Source organism: Duganella paludis (assembly GCF_054461335.1).
Genome location: NZ_CM136922.1, coordinates 6,765,737 through 6,783,060, shown reverse-complemented (window position 1 = coordinate 6,783,060; position 17,324 = coordinate 6,765,737). Strand labels below are relative to the sequence as shown.

The 17,324-nt window shown below is 64.5% G+C and carries 12 protein-coding genes; 9 read left to right on the top strand and 3 right to left on the bottom strand.

The genetic code is table 11. The features are described from left to right. Window positions 1-35: 35 nt before the first annotated feature. From ACXZ1M_RS29750 to ACXZ1M_RS29740, 3 genes are all read right to left on the bottom strand, one after another. A complete protein-coding gene (locus tag ACXZ1M_RS29750; protein ID WP_459051200.1) occupies window positions 36-575 on the bottom strand; it encodes a PEP-CTERM sorting domain-containing protein in 540 nt (179 codons plus the stop codon). A 166-nt stretch (window positions 576-741) separates the two neighbouring features. Beyond that, on the bottom strand, window positions 742-1,572 hold the full coding sequence (locus ACXZ1M_RS29745; protein ID WP_459051199.1) for a hypothetical protein: 831 nt from the start codon (window positions 1,570-1,572) through the stop codon (window positions 742-744). A 98-nt stretch (window positions 1,573-1,670) separates the two neighbouring features. Next, window positions 1,671-4,424 (bottom strand): TonB-dependent receptor, encoded by a 2,754-nt coding sequence (locus ACXZ1M_RS29740; RefSeq protein WP_459051198.1) that lies wholly within the window; start codon window positions 4,422-4,424, stop codon window positions 1,671-1,673. A gap of 265 nt (window positions 4,425-4,689) precedes the next feature. Between ACXZ1M_RS29740 and ACXZ1M_RS29735 the strand changes: the two genes are divergently transcribed. The 9 genes from ACXZ1M_RS29735 to ACXZ1M_RS29695 all read left to right on the top strand — a co-directional run bounded on the left by ACXZ1M_RS29735 (window position 4,690) and on the right by ACXZ1M_RS29695 (window position 17,315). After that, the gene (locus ACXZ1M_RS29735; RefSeq protein WP_459051197.1) at window positions 4,690-5,964 is read left to right on the top strand and encodes a cyanophycinase; all 1,275 of its coding nucleotides are present in this window, start codon (window positions 4,690-4,692) and stop codon (window positions 5,962-5,964) included. 29 nt (window positions 5,965-5,993) lie between these two features. Further along, window positions 5,994-7,004 (top strand): GlxA family transcriptional regulator, encoded by a 1,011-nt coding sequence (locus tag ACXZ1M_RS29730; protein ID WP_459051196.1) that lies wholly within the window; start codon window positions 5,994-5,996, stop codon window positions 7,002-7,004. Then, entirely contained in the window at window positions 7,001-8,026 is a 1,026-nt protein-coding gene (locus ACXZ1M_RS29725; protein WP_459051195.1) for an arginine N-succinyltransferase, read from the top strand. The genes ACXZ1M_RS29730 and ACXZ1M_RS29725 overlap by 4 nt, the downstream gene beginning before the upstream one ends. Before the next feature lie 165 nt (window positions 8,027-8,191). Continuing rightward, the gene (locus ACXZ1M_RS29720) at window positions 8,192-10,492 is read left to right on the top strand and encodes a TonB-dependent receptor (protein ID WP_459051194.1); all 2,301 of its coding nucleotides are present in this window, start codon (window positions 8,192-8,194) and stop codon (window positions 10,490-10,492) included. Between the two features lie 175 nt (window positions 10,493-10,667). Then, window positions 10,668-11,690, top strand: coding sequence for an ornithine cyclodeaminase family protein (locus ACXZ1M_RS29715; RefSeq protein ID WP_459051193.1), 1,023 nt, complete (start codon window positions 10,668-10,670; stop codon window positions 11,688-11,690). 20 nt (window positions 11,691-11,710) lie between these two features. Then, on the top strand, window positions 11,711-12,730 hold the full coding sequence (locus ACXZ1M_RS29710) for a dihydrodipicolinate synthase family protein (RefSeq protein ID WP_459051192.1): 1,020 nt from the start codon (window positions 11,711-11,713) through the stop codon (window positions 12,728-12,730). 10 nt (window positions 12,731-12,740) lie between these two features. Then, on the top strand, window positions 12,741-14,210 hold the full coding sequence (locus tag ACXZ1M_RS29705; protein WP_459051191.1) for an NAD-dependent succinate-semialdehyde dehydrogenase: 1,470 nt from the start codon (window positions 12,741-12,743) through the stop codon (window positions 14,208-14,210). Window positions 14,211-14,235: 25 nt separating this feature from the next. Next, window positions 14,236-15,912 carry a DUF1302 domain-containing protein gene (locus ACXZ1M_RS29700; protein ID WP_459051190.1) on the top strand — a complete coding sequence of 559 codons (1,677 nt, stop codon included), beginning with the start codon at window positions 14,236-14,238 and terminating at the stop codon, window positions 15,910-15,912. Window positions 15,913-15,938: 26 nt separating this feature from the next. Beyond that, window positions 15,939-17,315: a DUF1329 domain-containing protein gene (locus ACXZ1M_RS29695; RefSeq protein ID WP_459051189.1), complete on the top strand. Its 1,377-nt coding sequence runs from the start codon at window positions 15,939-15,941 to the stop codon at window positions 17,313-17,315. Window positions 17,316-17,324: the final 9 nt, after the last annotated feature.

The window sequence follows — 17,324 nt, the reverse complement described above, 5'->3', positions numbered from 1 at the left end:
CCCACAGGCCGGGCGGATGCGTTGCCGGAAGGTGACTAACTGGTACGGCGGTGTCTTGCCGATCGACATGCCAGCAGGATGGCGCCGGCGATCAACAGCAGCGTGGTGTTTGGCTCGGGAACCGGGGCGGCCAGTATGGTGTAGCCGTTGGCGACCACGTTGAACTGGTCGTCGAACTGTTCGTAGGCCTGCGGGCCGGGCGTGCTGGCGCCAAGCCAGGTGAAGCTCACTTCAAACTGATTGAGTCCGGCCGCGATGCCGTTCAGGGCCAGCAGACTGGATAGACCCGGCAGCGCCGCGCCGCTGTCCGGCTGCGCAACCGTGGCGAACCAGTCGCTGCCCGCCGGCGTCACCGCATCGATGTCGGCGTAGTGGTCGGCATCGAAGTACAAGGTGTAACCGTAGCCGGCCTGCGTTGCGGCATCCAGATGGTAGACATATTTCATCCGATTGGGATCGCCCGGATTATCGACCAGGTCGATGATGTCGTAGGTGACGCCTGCCTGGGCCAGGAGTGGACTGGTGGCGAAAACCAGCGCCATTGCGAGCGCCGGCAAGGTCTTCCGTATCTTCATCGTAGCCTCTGTTTTGGAGTGGACAACGCTGGGGGAGTTTAAAGCGGAGACGCTGGATTCTGCGGTGTTACAAATTGTTACGTTTGCAGTAGTATTATGATAATGCCTAGATGTTAAGTCAAGGCCGAATGCGGGCTGGCGCCGCATTTATTTTGCTGGCGGGTGGCTATTCGGGTGCAGGCAGCGGCAGGCGCAAACGGCGGTTCAGCTTGAGCGCCTTGATGTCGGCGCCGAATGTTTCCTCGATCAGGCGTGCCTTGAGTCCGGTGGCTTCCGCTTCTTTCAAGGCCCGCTCCAGAATGGGACGATAGCGGGCGACCGATGCGTCCAGGTAGAACACGAAGTCGGCGCGATACTCCAGGAGCAGGTGCTGGTCCACCACCAATTCGGGATGTGCACGTGCCTCTTCCAATACTTCAATGATGCCGCGTGGCAGATAGTCGACGTGGCGGTTGCCTGCCGCCACCATCGCGTAAATCGTGCTCCACGGCGCGGTGTGCTCGTACAGCGGCAACCCCGCCGCCTTGGCCACTTTGGTATCGTACCAACCTGCACCGAAACCGGCGATGAGTCCCGTGCGTTTCAAATCGTCCACGGAGCGGACCTGTGCGAAGGCCGGTGCATCGGCTTGCCGGATCAATAACACGCGCTGGCCGATCAGGCCATTGGTCAAGGCGTTGCGCACGAGGACAAGCTGTTTGCTGTTGTCTTTTTCCTTCGATTGCATGCCGTAGAAGAGATTGATCTCACCCTGGCCCAGCATCCACCACATGCGGCGGGCAGGAAGGTCCTTGACGTACTGGATATGGTAGGGCTGCTGAATCAGCTTCAATGACTCTTCCAGCAGACGAATGAAGTAGGCGGCGCGTCCGTCGGACACCACCGAGAGGCGTAATTCAAGCGGTGCAACGGCGGACGCCTGGTCCGCCGCTGAAAACGATGAGACCGGTATACACAAGGCGCAAGCGAGAAGAAAAGTAGAACGCAACTTAAACATTATTCTCGCGACTCCGGCGAAAAGTCGGGATTGTAGCCTATCACAATTCCCAATCAGAACGCCATCCACTGCCGCCAGCGGCGGCAGTGGTCCCCGGCTTAGAACTTGTACTGCAGGTTGGCGAACATCGAGCGGCCGCGCGGATCGCCGTAGGTCGGGTCCCAGGTCACCTCGAAGTAGCGCGACTGGTTGGTGAAAGGCGGCGCCGTGTCGAACATATTGATCACGCCGGCGCGCAGCTTGAGTTGCTTGGTGAACGCATAGCTGCCGGTCAGATCCCACAGCGAATAGGCTTTCACGTCGCGGTCGTTATAGCCCGGATCGGCCAAGCCCGGAATATTCTGGTCGCGATAGCTCGACAGGAAGGTGTTGCCCAGGCTTAGATTGACGGGGCCCTGGGTCCAGTCAAGGTTGAGCTTGTGGCGCCAGCGCTGCACCGCCTTGTCGTCGCGGAACACGCCCAGGCCGTCGGTCATCGGCGAATTCGGATCGGACTGGAACTTGTACTGGGTGATCAGCGTGCCGTTCAGGCTGGCGCTGAAGCGGCCCAGCGAGGTGGCGTCGCCGCGCCAGTTGACCGCGATATCGAGCCCGGAAGTGTTGAGCTTGCCACGGTTCTCCTTCTTGAACTGCAGGTAGGACACGAAACCATCTTCGTCGCGCACCACGATGTTCGGATCCTTGTAGTAGATCGGGTTGTCGAACACGGTCTGCTCGCCGATTTCCGAAATGATGTCGGTTTTGCGGATGATCCAGTAATCGAGGCTACCGTTCCAGTTGCTGTTCGGTTCCAGCACCAGGCCGGCCGAAAACTGCTTGGACTTTTCCGGCTTCAGCAGCGGATTGCCGTAACGGTCCAGATCGAACTGGGCAATTTCGCCCGAGACCGGGTCGCTGACGAAGCTGGCCGTGGTGCCGGAACGCACCGGCAGGAATAGTTCGGCGATCGACGGCGCACGGAAGCCGGTGCCGTAGGACGCGCGACCCAGCACTTCCTTGCTCGGACGGTAGCTGACCGCGATCTTCGGATTGGTGGTGGACAGCGCCGGCGTGGTGATGTTGGACAGCGGATCATGCACGCCCTTGTAGCGGTCGTGACGGATGGCGAACTGGCCTTCCCATTCCTTGCTGAACGGCGCATTGATCTCGGTGTAGATGCCGGCGATGTCGCGCGAGTTGGAGGTATCGGCCAGCAATTCGTCGGAGCTGGCGCGGTCACCCTGGACGTCGTTGGTGCGCAGCGCGTCGGTGGAGCTGAACGCGGTTTTTTCGCGGCGCACTTCGGCGCCCACGGCCAGCATGACATCGCCGCCGGCCAGCGCCATCAGCGGGCGGGTCAGCTTGCCGTCGACGCTGTCGCTGGTGCCTTTGGAGATACGCGCCGCGCCGTTGATCTTGATCGAGTCCATGAACTTGCGGCCGGCGTCGTCGGTGGCCGCGACAAACGGGTTGTACTTGCCGCTGGCGATACCGGCCAGCAGCTTGCTGCGCGACACCCAGCCGTCGATATCCAGGTCGGTGGCCTTGTTGACGCTGTGGTTGTAGGCCGTATCGTATTCCCAGTCGCCCACCTTGCCGGTGGCGCCGATGACGATGCGCGAGGCCTTGCTGGTCACTTCCGAGGTGCGGCGGCCCGCGTCCGTCAGGCGGAAGCGGAAGTTGACCGGGCCGGTGATGCCGGTCTTCGATTGCAGGTCGGCCGGCAGCGAGATGCCGGTACTGGTGCCGTTGATGCTGCCCGAGGTGGCGGGCGAGGCGGCATAGTTGGTCTCGGCTTTGCTCAGCAGGACTTCGGCAAAGATTTGATGGTCGCCCGGCGCCAGGAAGGTGGCACGGCCGATGAAGCTTTGCTTTTTGGATTCCGGATAGACTTCCGAGTCACCCATGTAGTTGAAGGAACAGCCTTCCGAGCCGCCGGGGCCGAGCGGGCGCACCACGTTCGGGCTGCCGTTGGCGCAGCTGTCCTTGCCGAGGTTGACACGGCGGCCGGGCGAGGGCACCCAGGTGCCGCCGGGGCCGGAGCCCTTCAGGTAGCCCGATTTGTTAAGGGCCGCCAGCTGGGCCGCCGTCAGGTCGATGTTGGCCGGGAAGGAGTAGCTCGACAGCTGTGGCGACAGACGGTCGGGCAGGCTGTACTCCTGCATGAATTTGCGTTGCGAGCTGGCCAGGCGGCCGGTTTCCTGCACGTCCAGCGCGCCGAAAACGTTGAAGCGGTCGGTGCTCAGGGCGCCGATGCCGCCGGCCAGCGAGGCCGATTTCTTGCCGCCGCCGCCTTCGCCGGTGCGCAGCGCATACACGCTGGCATCGCCGCCCTGGTAATCCTTGCGGGTGATGAAGTTGATCACGCCGCCCATGGCATCGGTGCCGTAGATCGCCGAGGCGCCGTCTTTCAGGATTTCCACGCGCTGGATGGCGCCGGCCGGGATGTTGTTCAGGTCGACGCCGGAATTGTCGCCGGGACTGGCGAAGTTGGCCATGCGGCGGCCGTTCAGCAGCACCAGCGTGCTCGACACGCCCAGGCCGCGCAGGTTGGCGCCGTTAAAGCCGCGCTGGCCGCCCATGACGTCGCTGACGCTGGCGCCATCGGTCAGGCCGCCCACATTGGAGGAAATCTTTTGCAGCAGCTCGGCGGCGGTGGTCACGCCGGCCTTGTCGATATCTTCCCGCTTGATCACTTCGACCGGCAGCGCCGCCTCGCCCTCGATGCGCTTGATGCTGGAGCCGGTGATCTCCACCCGCTGCATGCTTTGCGCGTAGGCGTTCAAGCTCATGCCGCCCAGTGCGAGCAATACGGCGTGGGCGCAGCGGGAGTGGCGGAATGCAGACGTCTTGTGCGTGCCAGATAGTTTCATGCGATCAGTCCTCGTCAGGTTTTTCATAACAAAATGGAATAGTTTCAGTGTATGAGCGTTGCGCGGCTTGCGCGCGCCGGAAGCGGTGTGGGTCGCTCTGTGTAAAAGGTGTGTCGCATTTGCAATGAAAGTAGCTATCATGTGTTGCTGACTATCCACAGTGCGACATGCAATTGCCTATGTGCGCAAACCGGGCAGGGTGTCCGTCTGCGGCCATCGGATCGATGGCAACATGGCGGCAATGCCATTGCGAAGGGACTTGCCCGTGAAATTCGTGTCGATACTGCTGTTCTCGCTGCTGCTATGTGCTGCCGCCCATGCCGCCGAGGCGCCGCCGGCGCTGGCGTTTCGACCTGTGGCCGGCACGGTCATGCCGATGGGCGGCTCGGTGCGCGACGACAATGAGCGCGTGCGCCAGCGGCTGGTGCAACTGGCCGGTGGTGCCGACGCGCGGTTTGTGGTGATTCCCACTTCGTCGTCGCGCCCCGAAGCGACGGGAATGGACGCCGTCGAGCAGTTGCGGCGCCGTGGCGCGAAGGCGGAGCTGCTGAAGATCGCGCCGCGCTGGGATGGCGAGACACTGGAATCCGCGCGCCGGGCGGCGGCCGACCCCGCCAACGTGGCCAAGATCCGCGCCGCCACGGCCGTCTTTTTCACCGGTGGTGCGCAGGAGCGCACCGTGGATGTGCTGAATCCCGGCGGCGTGGCGTCACCCGTGCTGCAGGCCGTGCGCGAGTTGCAGGCGCGTGGCGGCGTGATCGCCGGCAGCAGCGCCGGCGCCGCCATCATGAGCAGCACCATGTTCCGCGATGCGCTCAATCCGGTGCAGGTGATGAAGGGCGTCATGCGCGATGGCAAAGAAATCGACCGGGGGCTGGGCTTTGCCGGCGACCAGCTGTTCATCGACCAGCATTTCCTCAAGCGCGGCAGGGTGGGGCGCATGCTGGCGCTGATGCTGGCCAAGGGCTACAAGGTGGGCCTGGGAGTGGACGAGAACACGGCGGCGATTATTCACGGCAGTGAAATCGAAATTGTCGGCGGCAGCGGCGCGCTGTTGCTGGACTTGCGTCAGGCGGTCCAGGAAGCGGGGCCGGTGAACGTGCGCAATGTGCGGGTGTCTTATCTGGACAATGGCGATCGCTACGACCTGGGCACATTGAAGGGGCAGGTGCTGGCGGCCAAGCAGGCCAGGGGCGAGCTCAAGTTCCGCCGGCCGGGGTTTAATCTGGAGCTGGAAAATATCCGTCCTGCTTATACCGACATCCTCGGCGAAAACACCATCCTGCGCGCGCTGACGCAGCTGGTGGCCGGTCCGCGTGATCATGTGCGGGGCCTCGCCTTCGACCTTGAGCAGTTCCCCGACGCCGAGGTGGCCGATCCCGCTCCTGAACTGGGTTTTGAATTCATATTGCGGCGTGATGAATATACACGTGGCTGGGATAGCGCCGGTCTCGACGATAATGAGTACTCGATCTTCGATGCGCGGCTCGATGTGCGGCCGGTGCGCCTGAAAACGCCGTTCTACCAGGCGTGGCAATAGAGCCGGGCGCAGCTTTAGGAAAATACTGTATGGGGAATCCGTATTCCGTTTCACTGATTTTGTTGCCCGGCTTCTCGCTGTTCACGCTGGGGGCGGTGCGCGCCGCCTTCACCGTTGCCAATGAGGTGGAAGGGGAAGCCGTGTACCGGCTGCGTCAATATAGCGCGGAAGGCGAGGCCGCCTGGTCCCAATGCGGCCTGTCGCTGGCGGCGGAACCGCTGGCCGGCTTGAGTGACGAGCAGCCCGGGCTGCTGTTGCTGATCGCGGACGAGCGCATCGACGAGCGCCTGAGCATGGCCGCCCGCCACCAGCTTGGACAGCGGTTGCGCAGCCTGGGGCAGGATGGCGTCTGGATACTGGGCGCCAGCGGCACGGGCGCGCAAGTGCTGGCGCAACATGGGCTGCTCGACGGTTACCGCGCCGCCATCGATTGGCAATTGCTGGCGGAGGCGGCACAGCGCTATCCCGAGACGGCCTTCGTGCCGGGCTTATACGAGCTGGACCGCAACCGCATCACGGCCGGTGCCGGCGCAGCGGTCACGGATCTGATCCTGCACTGGCTGGGCAAGCGTCACGGCGGCATGTTTGCGGCCGAAGTGGCGCTGGCGCTGGGACTGGAACGGCTGCGCGGCGGCGACGAGCGCCAGCCCGTGCCGGCATCGGCGCAGCCGGCGGTGGGGTCGATACGGCTCAAGGAGGCGCTGGAGCTGATGGCCGCCAACCTGGCCGAGCCCTTGCAGGCGGAAGATATCGCGCAACTGGTCGGCGTGTCGCGCCGCCAACTGGAGCGGCTGTTCCGCCAGCACCTCGATACTTTCCCGTCCCGCTACTATCTGGAATTGCGGCTCAAGCATGCGCGGCGCCAGCTGAAACAGACCACGCTGTCGATCCAGCAGGTGGGGCTGGCCTGCGGCTTTGCGTCGGGCTCGCATTTTTCCACCACTTACCGTAACTATTTTGGCTGCACCCCGCGCGAGGAGCGCGCCCGCCACGCCATGCCGTTGGTCGAGGCCTACAACGCCGCAGAGGAGATGGAATGAACCACCTTGATTACCTGTTGCGTCCGGCGACCCTGGATGATCTCGACGTCATGGAAAAATTGTCCAAGGCGGCGACCTTCACCATCCGCACCTTGAAACCGGATCGCGCCCGGCTGGCGGCGCGCGTCGAACGTTCAATCCTGGCCTTCGCCGGCAACGAACCGCTGAACGGCGATGAACTTTATCACTTCGTGCTGGAGGATCTGCAGGCCGGGCGGGTGGTGGGCACCAGCGGCATCGTCGCCAGCGCCGCCGCGAATGGCCGCTTCTACTGCTTCCGCAACGAGTTTCTTGCCCACAGCAGCGAGGAGCTGGGCATCACCAACCGCGAGCACACCTTGCGGCTGTGTGAAGACCTGTCGGACCACACTTTGCTCAGTTCCTTCTACATCGAGCCCGAGTACAGCAACACGCTGGCGCCGCAACTGCTGTCGCGCGGCCGGCTGCTGTTCATCCGTAACCATCCGCAGTTGTTCGCGGAACGGATCGGCGCGGAAAATCCCGGCCTGTCCGATGACGCGGGCAATAGTCCCGTGTGGGATGCGCTGGGCCATCGTTTCTTCAAAATGCCTTTGCCCGAGGCCGAGCTGCGCACCGGCGGGCGCTCCAAGAGTTTTATAGCCGAGCTGTTGCCGCGCATGCCGATCTATGTGTCGCTGCTGTCCAAGGAGGCCCAGTGGGCCATGGGACAGTTGCATCCAGATGCGGAACTGCCGTTCGGCATACTGGTGGCGGAAGGGTTCGATGTCGATTCATACGTGGACATCTTCGATGCTGGACCCATCGCGGAGGCGCGTGTGGCCATGTTGCGCACCGTAGTGTCAGCGCTCGATGTGGCGCTGCGTGGCGATGCGGGTGTGAGCGGCGAGGCCTGCCTGGTCGCCAACATGGAGCGCGCAGGTTTCCGCGCCACGCTGACGCAGGGCAAATTCCTCGACGATGCCTTGCAGATGGCGCGCCCGGCGATTCAGCGGCTCGGCCTGGCCGAGGGGGGACGCGCCTGCGCCGTGCGGGTGAGCTGATCAGCCGGATCGCTGCTATCTACCGGATGGATAGCTGCTTTCCCTCGCGGTGACTACCTGTTTTGCCTCAACTCATGAATGATGGATTCCACGTTCTAACGCTTGTGCAAAAGGTTAAACGTTTAACTATTAACCACAATGACAACAAGAGGCAGGAGGCCACCAATGAACAGCATCCATCACAACAGCGCAGCCGTGCCACCGGCGATGCGGGCCATGGCTGCCGCCATCACCGCGATCGGTGCATTGTCGATTGCCGCGCCGAGCCAGGGACAGACTGTCGCCGCGCCGGCCGAGGAAGGCTTGCAAACCATCGTCGTGACGGCGCAGAAGCGCGAGCAACCGTTGCAGAAAGTCCCGGTCGCCGTCAACATGGTCGATGCCAAGGCCATCGAAAACCAGCAGTTGGTCGACTTCACCGACCTGGTGCGCGTGGCGCCATCGCTCACCATCAACCAGGGCAACGGCACCACCACGCTGGCGCTGCGCGGCATCGGCACTTTTGCCTACAGCATCGGCCTGGAGTCGGCGGTGTCGGTCATCATCGACGACGTGCCGGTGGTGCAGCAACTGCAGGCATTTTCGAACCTGAGCGACCTGGAGCGCGTGGAAGTGCTGCGCGGGCCGCAGGGCACGCTGTTCGGCAAGAATTCCTCGGCGGGCGTGCTGAACGTGGTCACCAAGGAGTCGACCGACTACTTCTCCGGCCGCGCCCAGGCCACCATGACCGACGACGGCCAGCGCCGCGCCGAGCTGTCGTTGTCCGGTCCCATCAGCGACAGCGTGGCCTACCGCGTCAACACCTATGTCGACAGCCGGCGCGGCGACATCACGAATCTGACCACCGGCGCCGATGTCAATGGTGACTTGAGCCGGGGAGCACGTGCGCGGCTGGACATCCACACCTCGCCCATGTTCAAGATGAAGCTGGTCGGCGACTATACCGAACGGCGCGTGGTTGGCCCGGCGGCGACCTTGCGGCTGGCCCCTGACGGCGCGCGCCTGCTGGGCGCCGTGCCGCTGGCGCCGGCGCTGGCCGGCATCGCCGCAGGACCGGAGAACCGCAATGTACGCCTCGACGATGTCGGCTACACCGACAGCACCAACGCGGCGCTCAGCGCCACCGAAACCTGGAAGCTCGACCAGGTCACCGTCACCGCCGTCACCAGCTATCAGGATTGGAAGTACCGCTACGCCAACGATATCGATGTCTCCGAGGTGGACCTGTTGGGCGCGTTTACCCGCAACGCCGTGCATGGCGGCGTGGTGCAGGGCGGCCCTTACCATTCGACCCAGTTCACGCAGGAGTTGCGCCTGGCCTCGAACACGGACGGCGCGTTCAGCTACCTCGGTGGCCTGTACTACTCCAACGCGAAGAACCAGCGCTCCTTTACGCGCGGGCCGGTCGCGCTGCTGGCCAACTGGTCGGCCGAAGGCGGCAACCGCAGCCTGGCCGCATTCGCGCAAGTGGACTACCAACTGGCGGCGGCCACCCGCGTCAGCGTCGGCGCGCGGCTGAATCGCGAAACCGTGCGCGCCCGCTTCACCGACGCCATGCCGGCGGTGCCGGCCACCTATGCCGGCGAGAGCAGCGACAATGCCGGCACCGGCAAGCTGGCGCTCCAGCACGACCTGGCCAAGGCGGTGATGGTATATGCCTCGGTGGCCAGCGGCTACAAGGGCGCGGGCTACGACATCTCCACCGGTTTCAATCAGTCGCGCGTGGATCGCCCGGTGGCGCCGGAATCATCGATCGCCTACGAGGCCGGCGTGAAGAGCCGCTTCCTCAATAATCGCGTTCAGCTCAACCTGACGGCCTTCCAGACCGACTACGACGACTTCCAGGCGCAGGCCGGAGTGGTCGATCCGGTCACCGGCGTGCTGTCGCTGGCGGTGCACAACGTCGGCAAGCTGCGCACGCGCGGGCTGGAACTGGAGCTCAGCGCCAGGCCGGTTCGGCAATTGCAGTTGGAGGCCTCGGCCGGCTATACCGAAGCGGTGATCCGGTCGTTCGCCAACGCACCGTGCTATCCCGGCCAGACGGCGGCGCAGGGGTGCTACGCGGTCGGCACGGGAACGGCGCAAGACTTGGCCGGCAAGACCCTGGCCAATGCGCCGCGCCTGAAACTGAACTTCGGCGCCACGCTGGACTTTCCGCTGACGGAAGGCGGTTGGGGCGGCACCGCCAACCTGAATTACCAGTACCAGTCCAAGGTGAATTTCGACCTGTTCCAGAATCCGCTGGCCGGGCAGGCGGGCTATGGCGTGGTGAATGGCAGCCTGGCATTCAGTTCGCCGGAGCGGCAGTGGAAGATCACTTTGTTCGGCAACAACCTGCTGAACAAGAGCTACACCACCAGCATCTTCGACAACGCGGGCCTGTTCGGCGGCCAGCACGTGCTGACGCAGATCCTGCCGCGCAACGCCCAGCGCTACCTGGGCGTGAGGGTGAAATATGAATTCTGAATGAGGTTCCCTTCACTTTTCTTCTGAAGCCGGCTGGCGCCGCAATGCGCCGCCGGCTTTTTTGTAGTTGGGCGGTGCAGCTATGCAGCGCGTAGATATCTGCTTTCCCGGGCCGCTTCTAGCTCGCGCCGGGGCCAGTCAATACAGTACAGGCATACCTTAAAGGAGTCTGTACATGAACCAGCTATCGCCGCCGGGTGCCATCACCCAGGTTCCCACCGTATTTATCGATGACGCTTCCGTCGCCTCGCTGGCCGAATGGCCGGCCGCCGTAGCGGCGCTGCGTGCAGCGTACTCGCAGCCGATGTCGCCGGACATGGTGCCGCCGCGCGTGATGGCGCGCGGCGACGGCTACTGGCTGCGCGGCCTGGCGGCGGTATCGCCGTCCGGGCGCTTCATGGGCTGCAAGCTGATCGCCGCCTCGCCCAGGATTCACCGCGCCAGCTACCTGGTGGCCTTGTTCGACAAGGCCACGATGGACCTGGCCGCGCTGGTCGACGGCAGCCGCCTGACCGGCCTGCGCACCGCCGCCACGGCGGCGGTGGCGGTCGACCTGCTGGCGCCGGCCAAGCCCTTGCATGTCGCGGTGATCGGCTCCGGCTTCGAGGCGCGCGGCTTGCTGGAGGCGCTGCTGGCCACGCGAGAAGTGGCGTCGGTGCGGGTCTACAGCCCGACGCCTGCCAGCCGCGAACGATTTGCCGCCGCCTTCCGCGAGGCCGGGGTAGCCGATATCGAAGCCGTCGCCGATGCGCGTTCCGCCGTCGAGGGCGCGGACGTGGTGTTCTGCGCCGCCCGCAGCCGCGACGAATCGCCGGTGATTCAGGGCGCCTGGCTGGCGCCCGGCATGACGGTGGTGTCGATCGGCTCAACCCTGCCGGAGCAGCGCGAAGTCGATGCCGAGACCATGGCCCGCGCCACCCTGATCGTGGCCGACATGCCGGAAGAAGTGGCCGGCCACACCGGCGACGGCCTGACCGCCGCCGCCGCCGGCGTCGATGTCGAGGCCAAGCTTGCATCGCTGAACGACATCGCTTCCGGCGCCGTGCCGGGCCGCCGCAGCGCCGACGACATCGTCATCTACAAATCGGTCGGCACCGCGCTGCAGGACGTGGTGATCGCGGAAATGCTGTTCCACAAGGCCGATGCCGCCGGCAGCTACGTCACGCTGCCGTCCACCATCCAGACCATCGACAAATAACCCAACTCAGAGAGACAACCATGCCTAAGTACCAGAAAAAAGACGCCCGCGCCTGGGCCCGGGATTACCTCGTCGGCTGCTCGTCGGTCACCATTCCAAGTTATAGCGCGGACCTCAAGCGCCTGAACGAACAAGGCATCCGCCATGACGTGCAGCGGGTGGTGGAGCAGGGCTTCAAGTACACGCTGCTGTGCTCCGAAGTGGCGATCACCGCCGAAGAGAATGCGCTGTTCACGGCGCTGGCGCGCGATACCGCCGGCGACAAACTGGGGCTGTTCTTCCACGCCGCCTTCGACACGCTGGAAGAGAATATCCGTGCCGTCAAGCTGGCCGAAAAAGCCGGCGCCGACATCGTGCTGCTGTCCTATCCCACCCAGTTCTGGCCGACCAGCGAACAGCAGATCTTCGACTACACCAAGAAGTTCTGCGACGCCACCGAGCTGGCCGTGATGCTGTTCCCGATTCCGCTGTGGGGCTTCGAGCGCGTGCATCCGGCCGGCATGTCGGTACAGCTGGTGCGCCGCCTGCTGGACGAGTGCCCGAACATCGTCGCCATCAAGGCGGAGCAGGGATTCCCGCTGGTGGCCGGCTTGTGCGAGATGTACCAGCACTTCCGCGACGAAGTGGTGATCAGCTGCCCGATCGAGGGCGATGCGCTGCCGCTGATGAGTCTCATGAAGCTGCAATTCTCCGGCACCAGCTACACCCAGTGGATGGGCGACTACTTCCCGAAAGCCTTCGACCTGGCCCGCAACGGCGAATGGGACAAGGCGATGGAGCTGTACTGGCAGGTGCAGCCGGCACGCCAGGCCGCCGGCGCCGCCACCGCCGCTTACATCCCGGGCACCAACTACATCAACCGCACCAACTGGAAGTACATGGACTGGCTGGCCGGCTTCAACGGCGGCCCGTTGCGTGGGCCTGCCATGCGCATCCCGGACCGCTGGATGAAAACGTTGCGTCAGGGCCTGGTCGCCTCGAAACTGGAAGTGACCTCGGACCCGGACAGCGAATTCATGACCGGCCGCTTCCCTTGCTGAGGAGATGAGCATGAAACACCTGTTGAAAGATCCCACCCTGTGGCGCGACGGCGCCTTGATCAACGGCCGTTGGGTAATGGCGACGCCGCACGGCAGCTACACCCTGCGCAATCCCGCCACCGGCGAAGTGCTGGTGGAGCTGCCGCGCTGCCAGGAAGAGCAGACCAAGGCCGCTATCGAATCGGCCGACGTGGCCTTCCGCCTGTGGCGCAAGACCACCGCCAAGCATCGCTCGGAAGTGCTGCAACGCTGGTATCAACTGACGATGGAGGCGCGCGACGACCTGGCCACCCTGATTACGCTGGAAGAGGGCAAGCCATTGGCGGAGGCACGCGGCGAAATCGACTACGCCGCTTCCTTCCTGCAGTGGTTTGCGGAAGAGGCCAAGCGCGTGCGCGGCGATGTGATTCCAGCACCCAAGGACAGCCAGCGCATCGTGGTGCTGAAGCAGCCGATCGGCGTGTGCGCCGCCATCACGCCGTGGAACTTCCCGGCCGCGATGATCACCCGCAAAGCCGGGCCGGCGCTGGCCGCAGGTTGCTCGATGGTGGTCAAGCCGGCCAGCCAGACGCCGATGACGGCGCTGGCCCTGGCCGAACTGGCGCTGCGCGCCGGCGTGCCGCCGGGCGTGTTCAGCGTCCTGACCGGAAACGACACGCGCGCCATCGGCGGCACGCTGACCTCGCACCGGCTGGTGCGCAAGGTGACCTTCACCGGCTCGACCGAAGTAGGGCGCGTGCTGTTGGCGCAATCGGCGGCGACCATCAAGAAGTGTTCGATGGAGCTGGGCGGGAATGCGCCGTTCGTCATCTTCGATGACGCCGACCTGGACGCCGCCGTCGATGGCGTGATGGCCTGCAAATTCCGCAACACCGGCCAGGCCTGCATCAGCGCCAACCGCATCCTGGTGCAGGACGGCGTGTACGACGACTTCGCGGCCCGCCTGGCGCAGCGCGTGGCCGCGCTGCGGGTTGGCAATGGCCTGGAAGCGGGCGTGCAGCAAGGCCCGCTGATCGACAGCGCCGCGCTGGAAAAGGTCGAGGCGCATATCGCCGACGCCGTGCAACACGGCGCCGAAGTGCTCACCGGCGGCAAGCGCCATGCGCTGGGCGGCTGCTTCTTCGAGCCGACCGTGCTGGCCAATGTGACCTCGGCGATGGCGGTGGCGCATGAGGAAACCTTTGGGCCGGTGGCGCCGTTGCTGCGCTTCCGCGATGACGCCGAAGCCATGGCCATGGCCAACGACACCGAATTCGGCCTGGCGGCCTATATGTACAGCCGCGACGCGGCGCGGATCTGGCGCGCTGCGGAAGGACTGGAGGCGGGCATGGTCGGCATCAACTGCGGCCTGATTTCAAACGAGGTCGCGCCGTTCGGCGGCGTCAAGCAAAGCGGGCTGGGAAGGGAAGGCTCGCAGTACGGCATCGAGGAGTTCCTCGAAATGAAGTACCTGTGCTGGGATGGACTGGCGCAGGACTGACAAAAAATATAAAAGGAGACTAGCTGTGAAAAATAATAAAGCAATTCCCCGCGCGCTTCCCGTTGTTCTGGCTCTGACGGCGCTGCTGCCCGCCTACGGCACAGCAGCGGAAGACAACGCGGATGCCGCCGACGATGTCAAGCTAAACTGGACCAATACCTTCAAGTACGGTGCTGCCTTCCGCCTCAAAGGCCAGGATCCGGTGCTGGTGGCGAATCCGAACGCCGACGACGGCGACCGCAATTTCGGCAAGGGCCTGATTTCCAACCGCGCCGAGTGGCTGAGCGAACTGGATGTGGTGGCGCGTGGCGGCTTCGGCGCGCGCGTCAGCGCCACCGCCTGGTACGACACGGTCTACAACACCGGCAACGACAACCCGGGTTTCGGCGGCGGTGCCGCGCCGAACCATACCTCGGCACCGTACAACGAGTTCACCGGCCGCACGCGCGACCTGCATGGCCGCCGTGCGGAGCTGCGTGACGCCTTCATCTTCGCCAGTGCGGACCTGGGCGGGACACCGTTGACGGCCCGCCTGGGCCAGCATGCGGTGGTGTGGGGCGAGAGCCTGTTCTTCGCCAATAACGCCATCGCCGGCGCGCAGAACGCCTTCGACATCAGCCGCCTGCTGGCCGATCCCACTGCGCAGGCCAAGGAATTCGTGCTGCCGGTTCCGCAATTGTCGGCGCAACTCCAGCTGTCGTCCACGCTGACGCTGGGTGCTTACCACCAGTTCCGCTATCGCTCCAATCGCCTGCCGGCGGTGGGCAGCTACTTCTCCGTCAACGATACCAATGTCGATGGCGCCGAACGCCTGCTGCTGGGGCCAACCGCATCGGCCGTGCGCACCGCCGACAAGCTGCCGCGCAATGGCGGCCAATATGGCTTGCAGCTGCGCTGGCAGGTCGCCGAAACGGACCTGGGCCTGTATGCGCTGCGCTTCCATGACAAAGACTTCCAACAGGTAGTGCGGCTGGGCGTTACGCCGGCGGGCGTGCTCCCGGCCAGCTACTACCTGACCTACAACGAGGACAGCACCGCCTACGGCGCCAGCGCCAGCCGCAGCTTCGGCAGCGTCAATGTCGCGGTGGAGGCCTCCTTGCGGCGCAACCAGGCCTTGGCGTCGACCCACGCCTCGGACGCTTCCGCACTGGCGCCGCCGGGCGTGATCCCGGTCAGCGACAACAACAGCCATCCGGCCTACGCGATCGGCAATACCGCGCACGCCAACGCTTCGGTGATCTGGTCGCTGGAGCCGTCGGCTCTTTGGCGCGAGGCCAGCCTGGTCGGCGAAGTAGCCTGGAACCGGCTGCTCAGCTGCCGCGTCAATTGCGTGTCCGCCGCGCCGGGCGTGGCCGCTGCGCTCGATCCGAACGCCACGCGCGATGCGGTTTCGATGCGCTTGGTGTTCGAGCCGACCTATCGCCAGGTGGTGTCCGGCCTGGACCTGGGCTTTCCGCTCGGCGTTGGCTATACACCGAAAGGATCGCGCTCCGTCATGGGCCCGTCCTTCCCGGCCGAAAACGGCGGCGACTTCACGCTGGGTGTGAACGGTGTCTATGAACAGGTGTGGCGTTTCAGCCTGGCGTACACCCACTTCGCCGGCAGCGCCGGCACGCTGCTGGACGCCACGCAGTCGTTCAGCTACCAGCAGGCCCGCAAGGACCGGGACTTCCTGTCCCTGAGCCTGCGCCGCAGCTTCTGACAGACCTATAACAAGGAGACAAAGACATGAACAAGCATACCTGGATGACGGAGTGGTTGGCGGCGATGGCCGTGGCGGGGGGCGCGATGGCGGTGCTGCCGGTGCATGCGGCGGTGCCGGCGGAGGAAGCGGCCAAGCTGAAAGGCGAACTGACGCCGCTGGGCGGCGAACGCGCCGCCAGCAAGGACGGCGCGATTCCCGCCTGGAGCGGCGGCTATACCACGCCGGTCCCCGGCGACAAGCCGGGCGGCCGTCGCGGCGATCCGTTCAAGGATGAAAAGCCGCTGCTCAGCATCACCGCGAAGAATATGGAGCAGTATGCCGACAAGCTGACCGACGGTACCAAGGCGTTGCTGAAGAAATATCCGGACACCTATCGGGTCGATATCTATCCGACGCATCGCACGGCGGCCGCGCCGCAATGGGTGTACGACAATACGCTGGCCAATGCCGGCAAGGGCAAGATCGAAGCGGGCGTGCCGCGCGGCGTGTATGGCGGCATTCCGTTCCCGATTCCGAAGACCGGGGAAGAGGTGATGTGGAACCACATCCTGCACTGGCGTGGCGTGTCGTGGAGCTTTGCCAACAGCTGGTATCAGCTCACCGCCGACGGCAAGCCGGTGCTGGTGTCGGATACCGAAGGCGATCAGCAGTTCCCGTACTACTTCCAGGATCGCGGCACGGCCGATTTCGAGAAGGGCGACGGCGTCTTCTGGACCGTCCGCATCCGCAATACCGGTCCGGCCATCCGCGCCGGCGAGGCGCTGCTGGCGCACGAGAACATCGATCCGAACAAGTTGCAGACCTGGGTCTACCTGACCGGCCAGCGCCGCGTACGCAAGCTGCCGAACGCCTGCTGCGACGCGCCGACGCCGGCCGCCGCAGGCGTGATGAGTTTCGACGAGATCTATACCTGGACCGGACGGCTGGACCGCTTCAACTGGAAGATCATCGGCAAGAAGGAGTTCTACATCCCCTATAACAACAACCGCTTCATGCAGACCAAGACCGATGCACAGGTGCTGGGCAAGAACCACTACAACCCGGACTACATGCGCTGGGAGCAGCATCGCGTGTGGGTGGTGGAGGCCACGCTACGTCCTGGCCAGCGTCACCAGGCGCCGCGAAGCCGCTACTACTGCGACGAAGATACGTGGATCTGCGTGCTGGGCGACCGTTGGGACGCCAGCGGCCAACTGTGGAAAACCCTGTGGTCGCAAGTGCTGGTGGCGCCGGACCTCCCGGGCGTGATGATCGGTTCGAACGGCTTTAACGATTTGCTGAGCGGCGCGGCGTTTATCGGCCAGGTCTACAACAGCAAGGCCAGCCAGATCTCGTTGCAGAAGCGCCGTCCGGACAGCTATTTCAGTCCTGAGGCCATCGCCGGTGAAAGCCTGCGCTAAGGTGGAACG

What these genes read in the sequence shown, in the direction of transcription:
- ACXZ1M_RS29750 (WP_459051200.1), bottom strand. Translation starts at nt 575, where the DNA reads ATGAAGATACGGAAGACCTTGCCGGCGCTCGCAATGGCGCTGGTTTTC.
- ACXZ1M_RS29745 (WP_459051199.1), bottom strand. Translation starts at nt 1,572, where the DNA reads ATGTTTAAGTTGCGTTCTACTTTTCTTCTCGCTTGCGCCTTGTGTATA.
- ACXZ1M_RS29740 (WP_459051198.1), bottom strand. Translation starts at nt 4,424, where the DNA reads ATGAAACTATCTGGCACGCACAAGACGTCTGCATTCCGCCACTCCCGC.
- ACXZ1M_RS29730 (WP_459051196.1), top strand. Translation starts at nt 5,994, where the DNA reads ATGGGGAATCCGTATTCCGTTTCACTGATTTTGTTGCCCGGCTTCTCG.
- ACXZ1M_RS29725 (WP_459051195.1), top strand. Translation starts at nt 7,001, where the DNA reads ATGAACCACCTTGATTACCTGTTGCGTCCGGCGACCCTGGATGATCTC.
- ACXZ1M_RS29720 (WP_459051194.1), top strand. Translation starts at nt 8,192, where the DNA reads ATGAACAGCATCCATCACAACAGCGCAGCCGTGCCACCGGCGATGCGG.
- ACXZ1M_RS29715 (WP_459051193.1), top strand. Translation starts at nt 10,668, where the DNA reads ATGAACCAGCTATCGCCGCCGGGTGCCATCACCCAGGTTCCCACCGTA.
- ACXZ1M_RS29710 (WP_459051192.1), top strand. Translation starts at nt 11,711, where the DNA reads ATGCCTAAGTACCAGAAAAAAGACGCCCGCGCCTGGGCCCGGGATTAC.
- ACXZ1M_RS29705 (WP_459051191.1), top strand. Translation starts at nt 12,741, where the DNA reads ATGAAACACCTGTTGAAAGATCCCACCCTGTGGCGCGACGGCGCCTTG.
- ACXZ1M_RS29695 (WP_459051189.1), top strand. Translation starts at nt 15,939, where the DNA reads ATGAACAAGCATACCTGGATGACGGAGTGGTTGGCGGCGATGGCCGTG.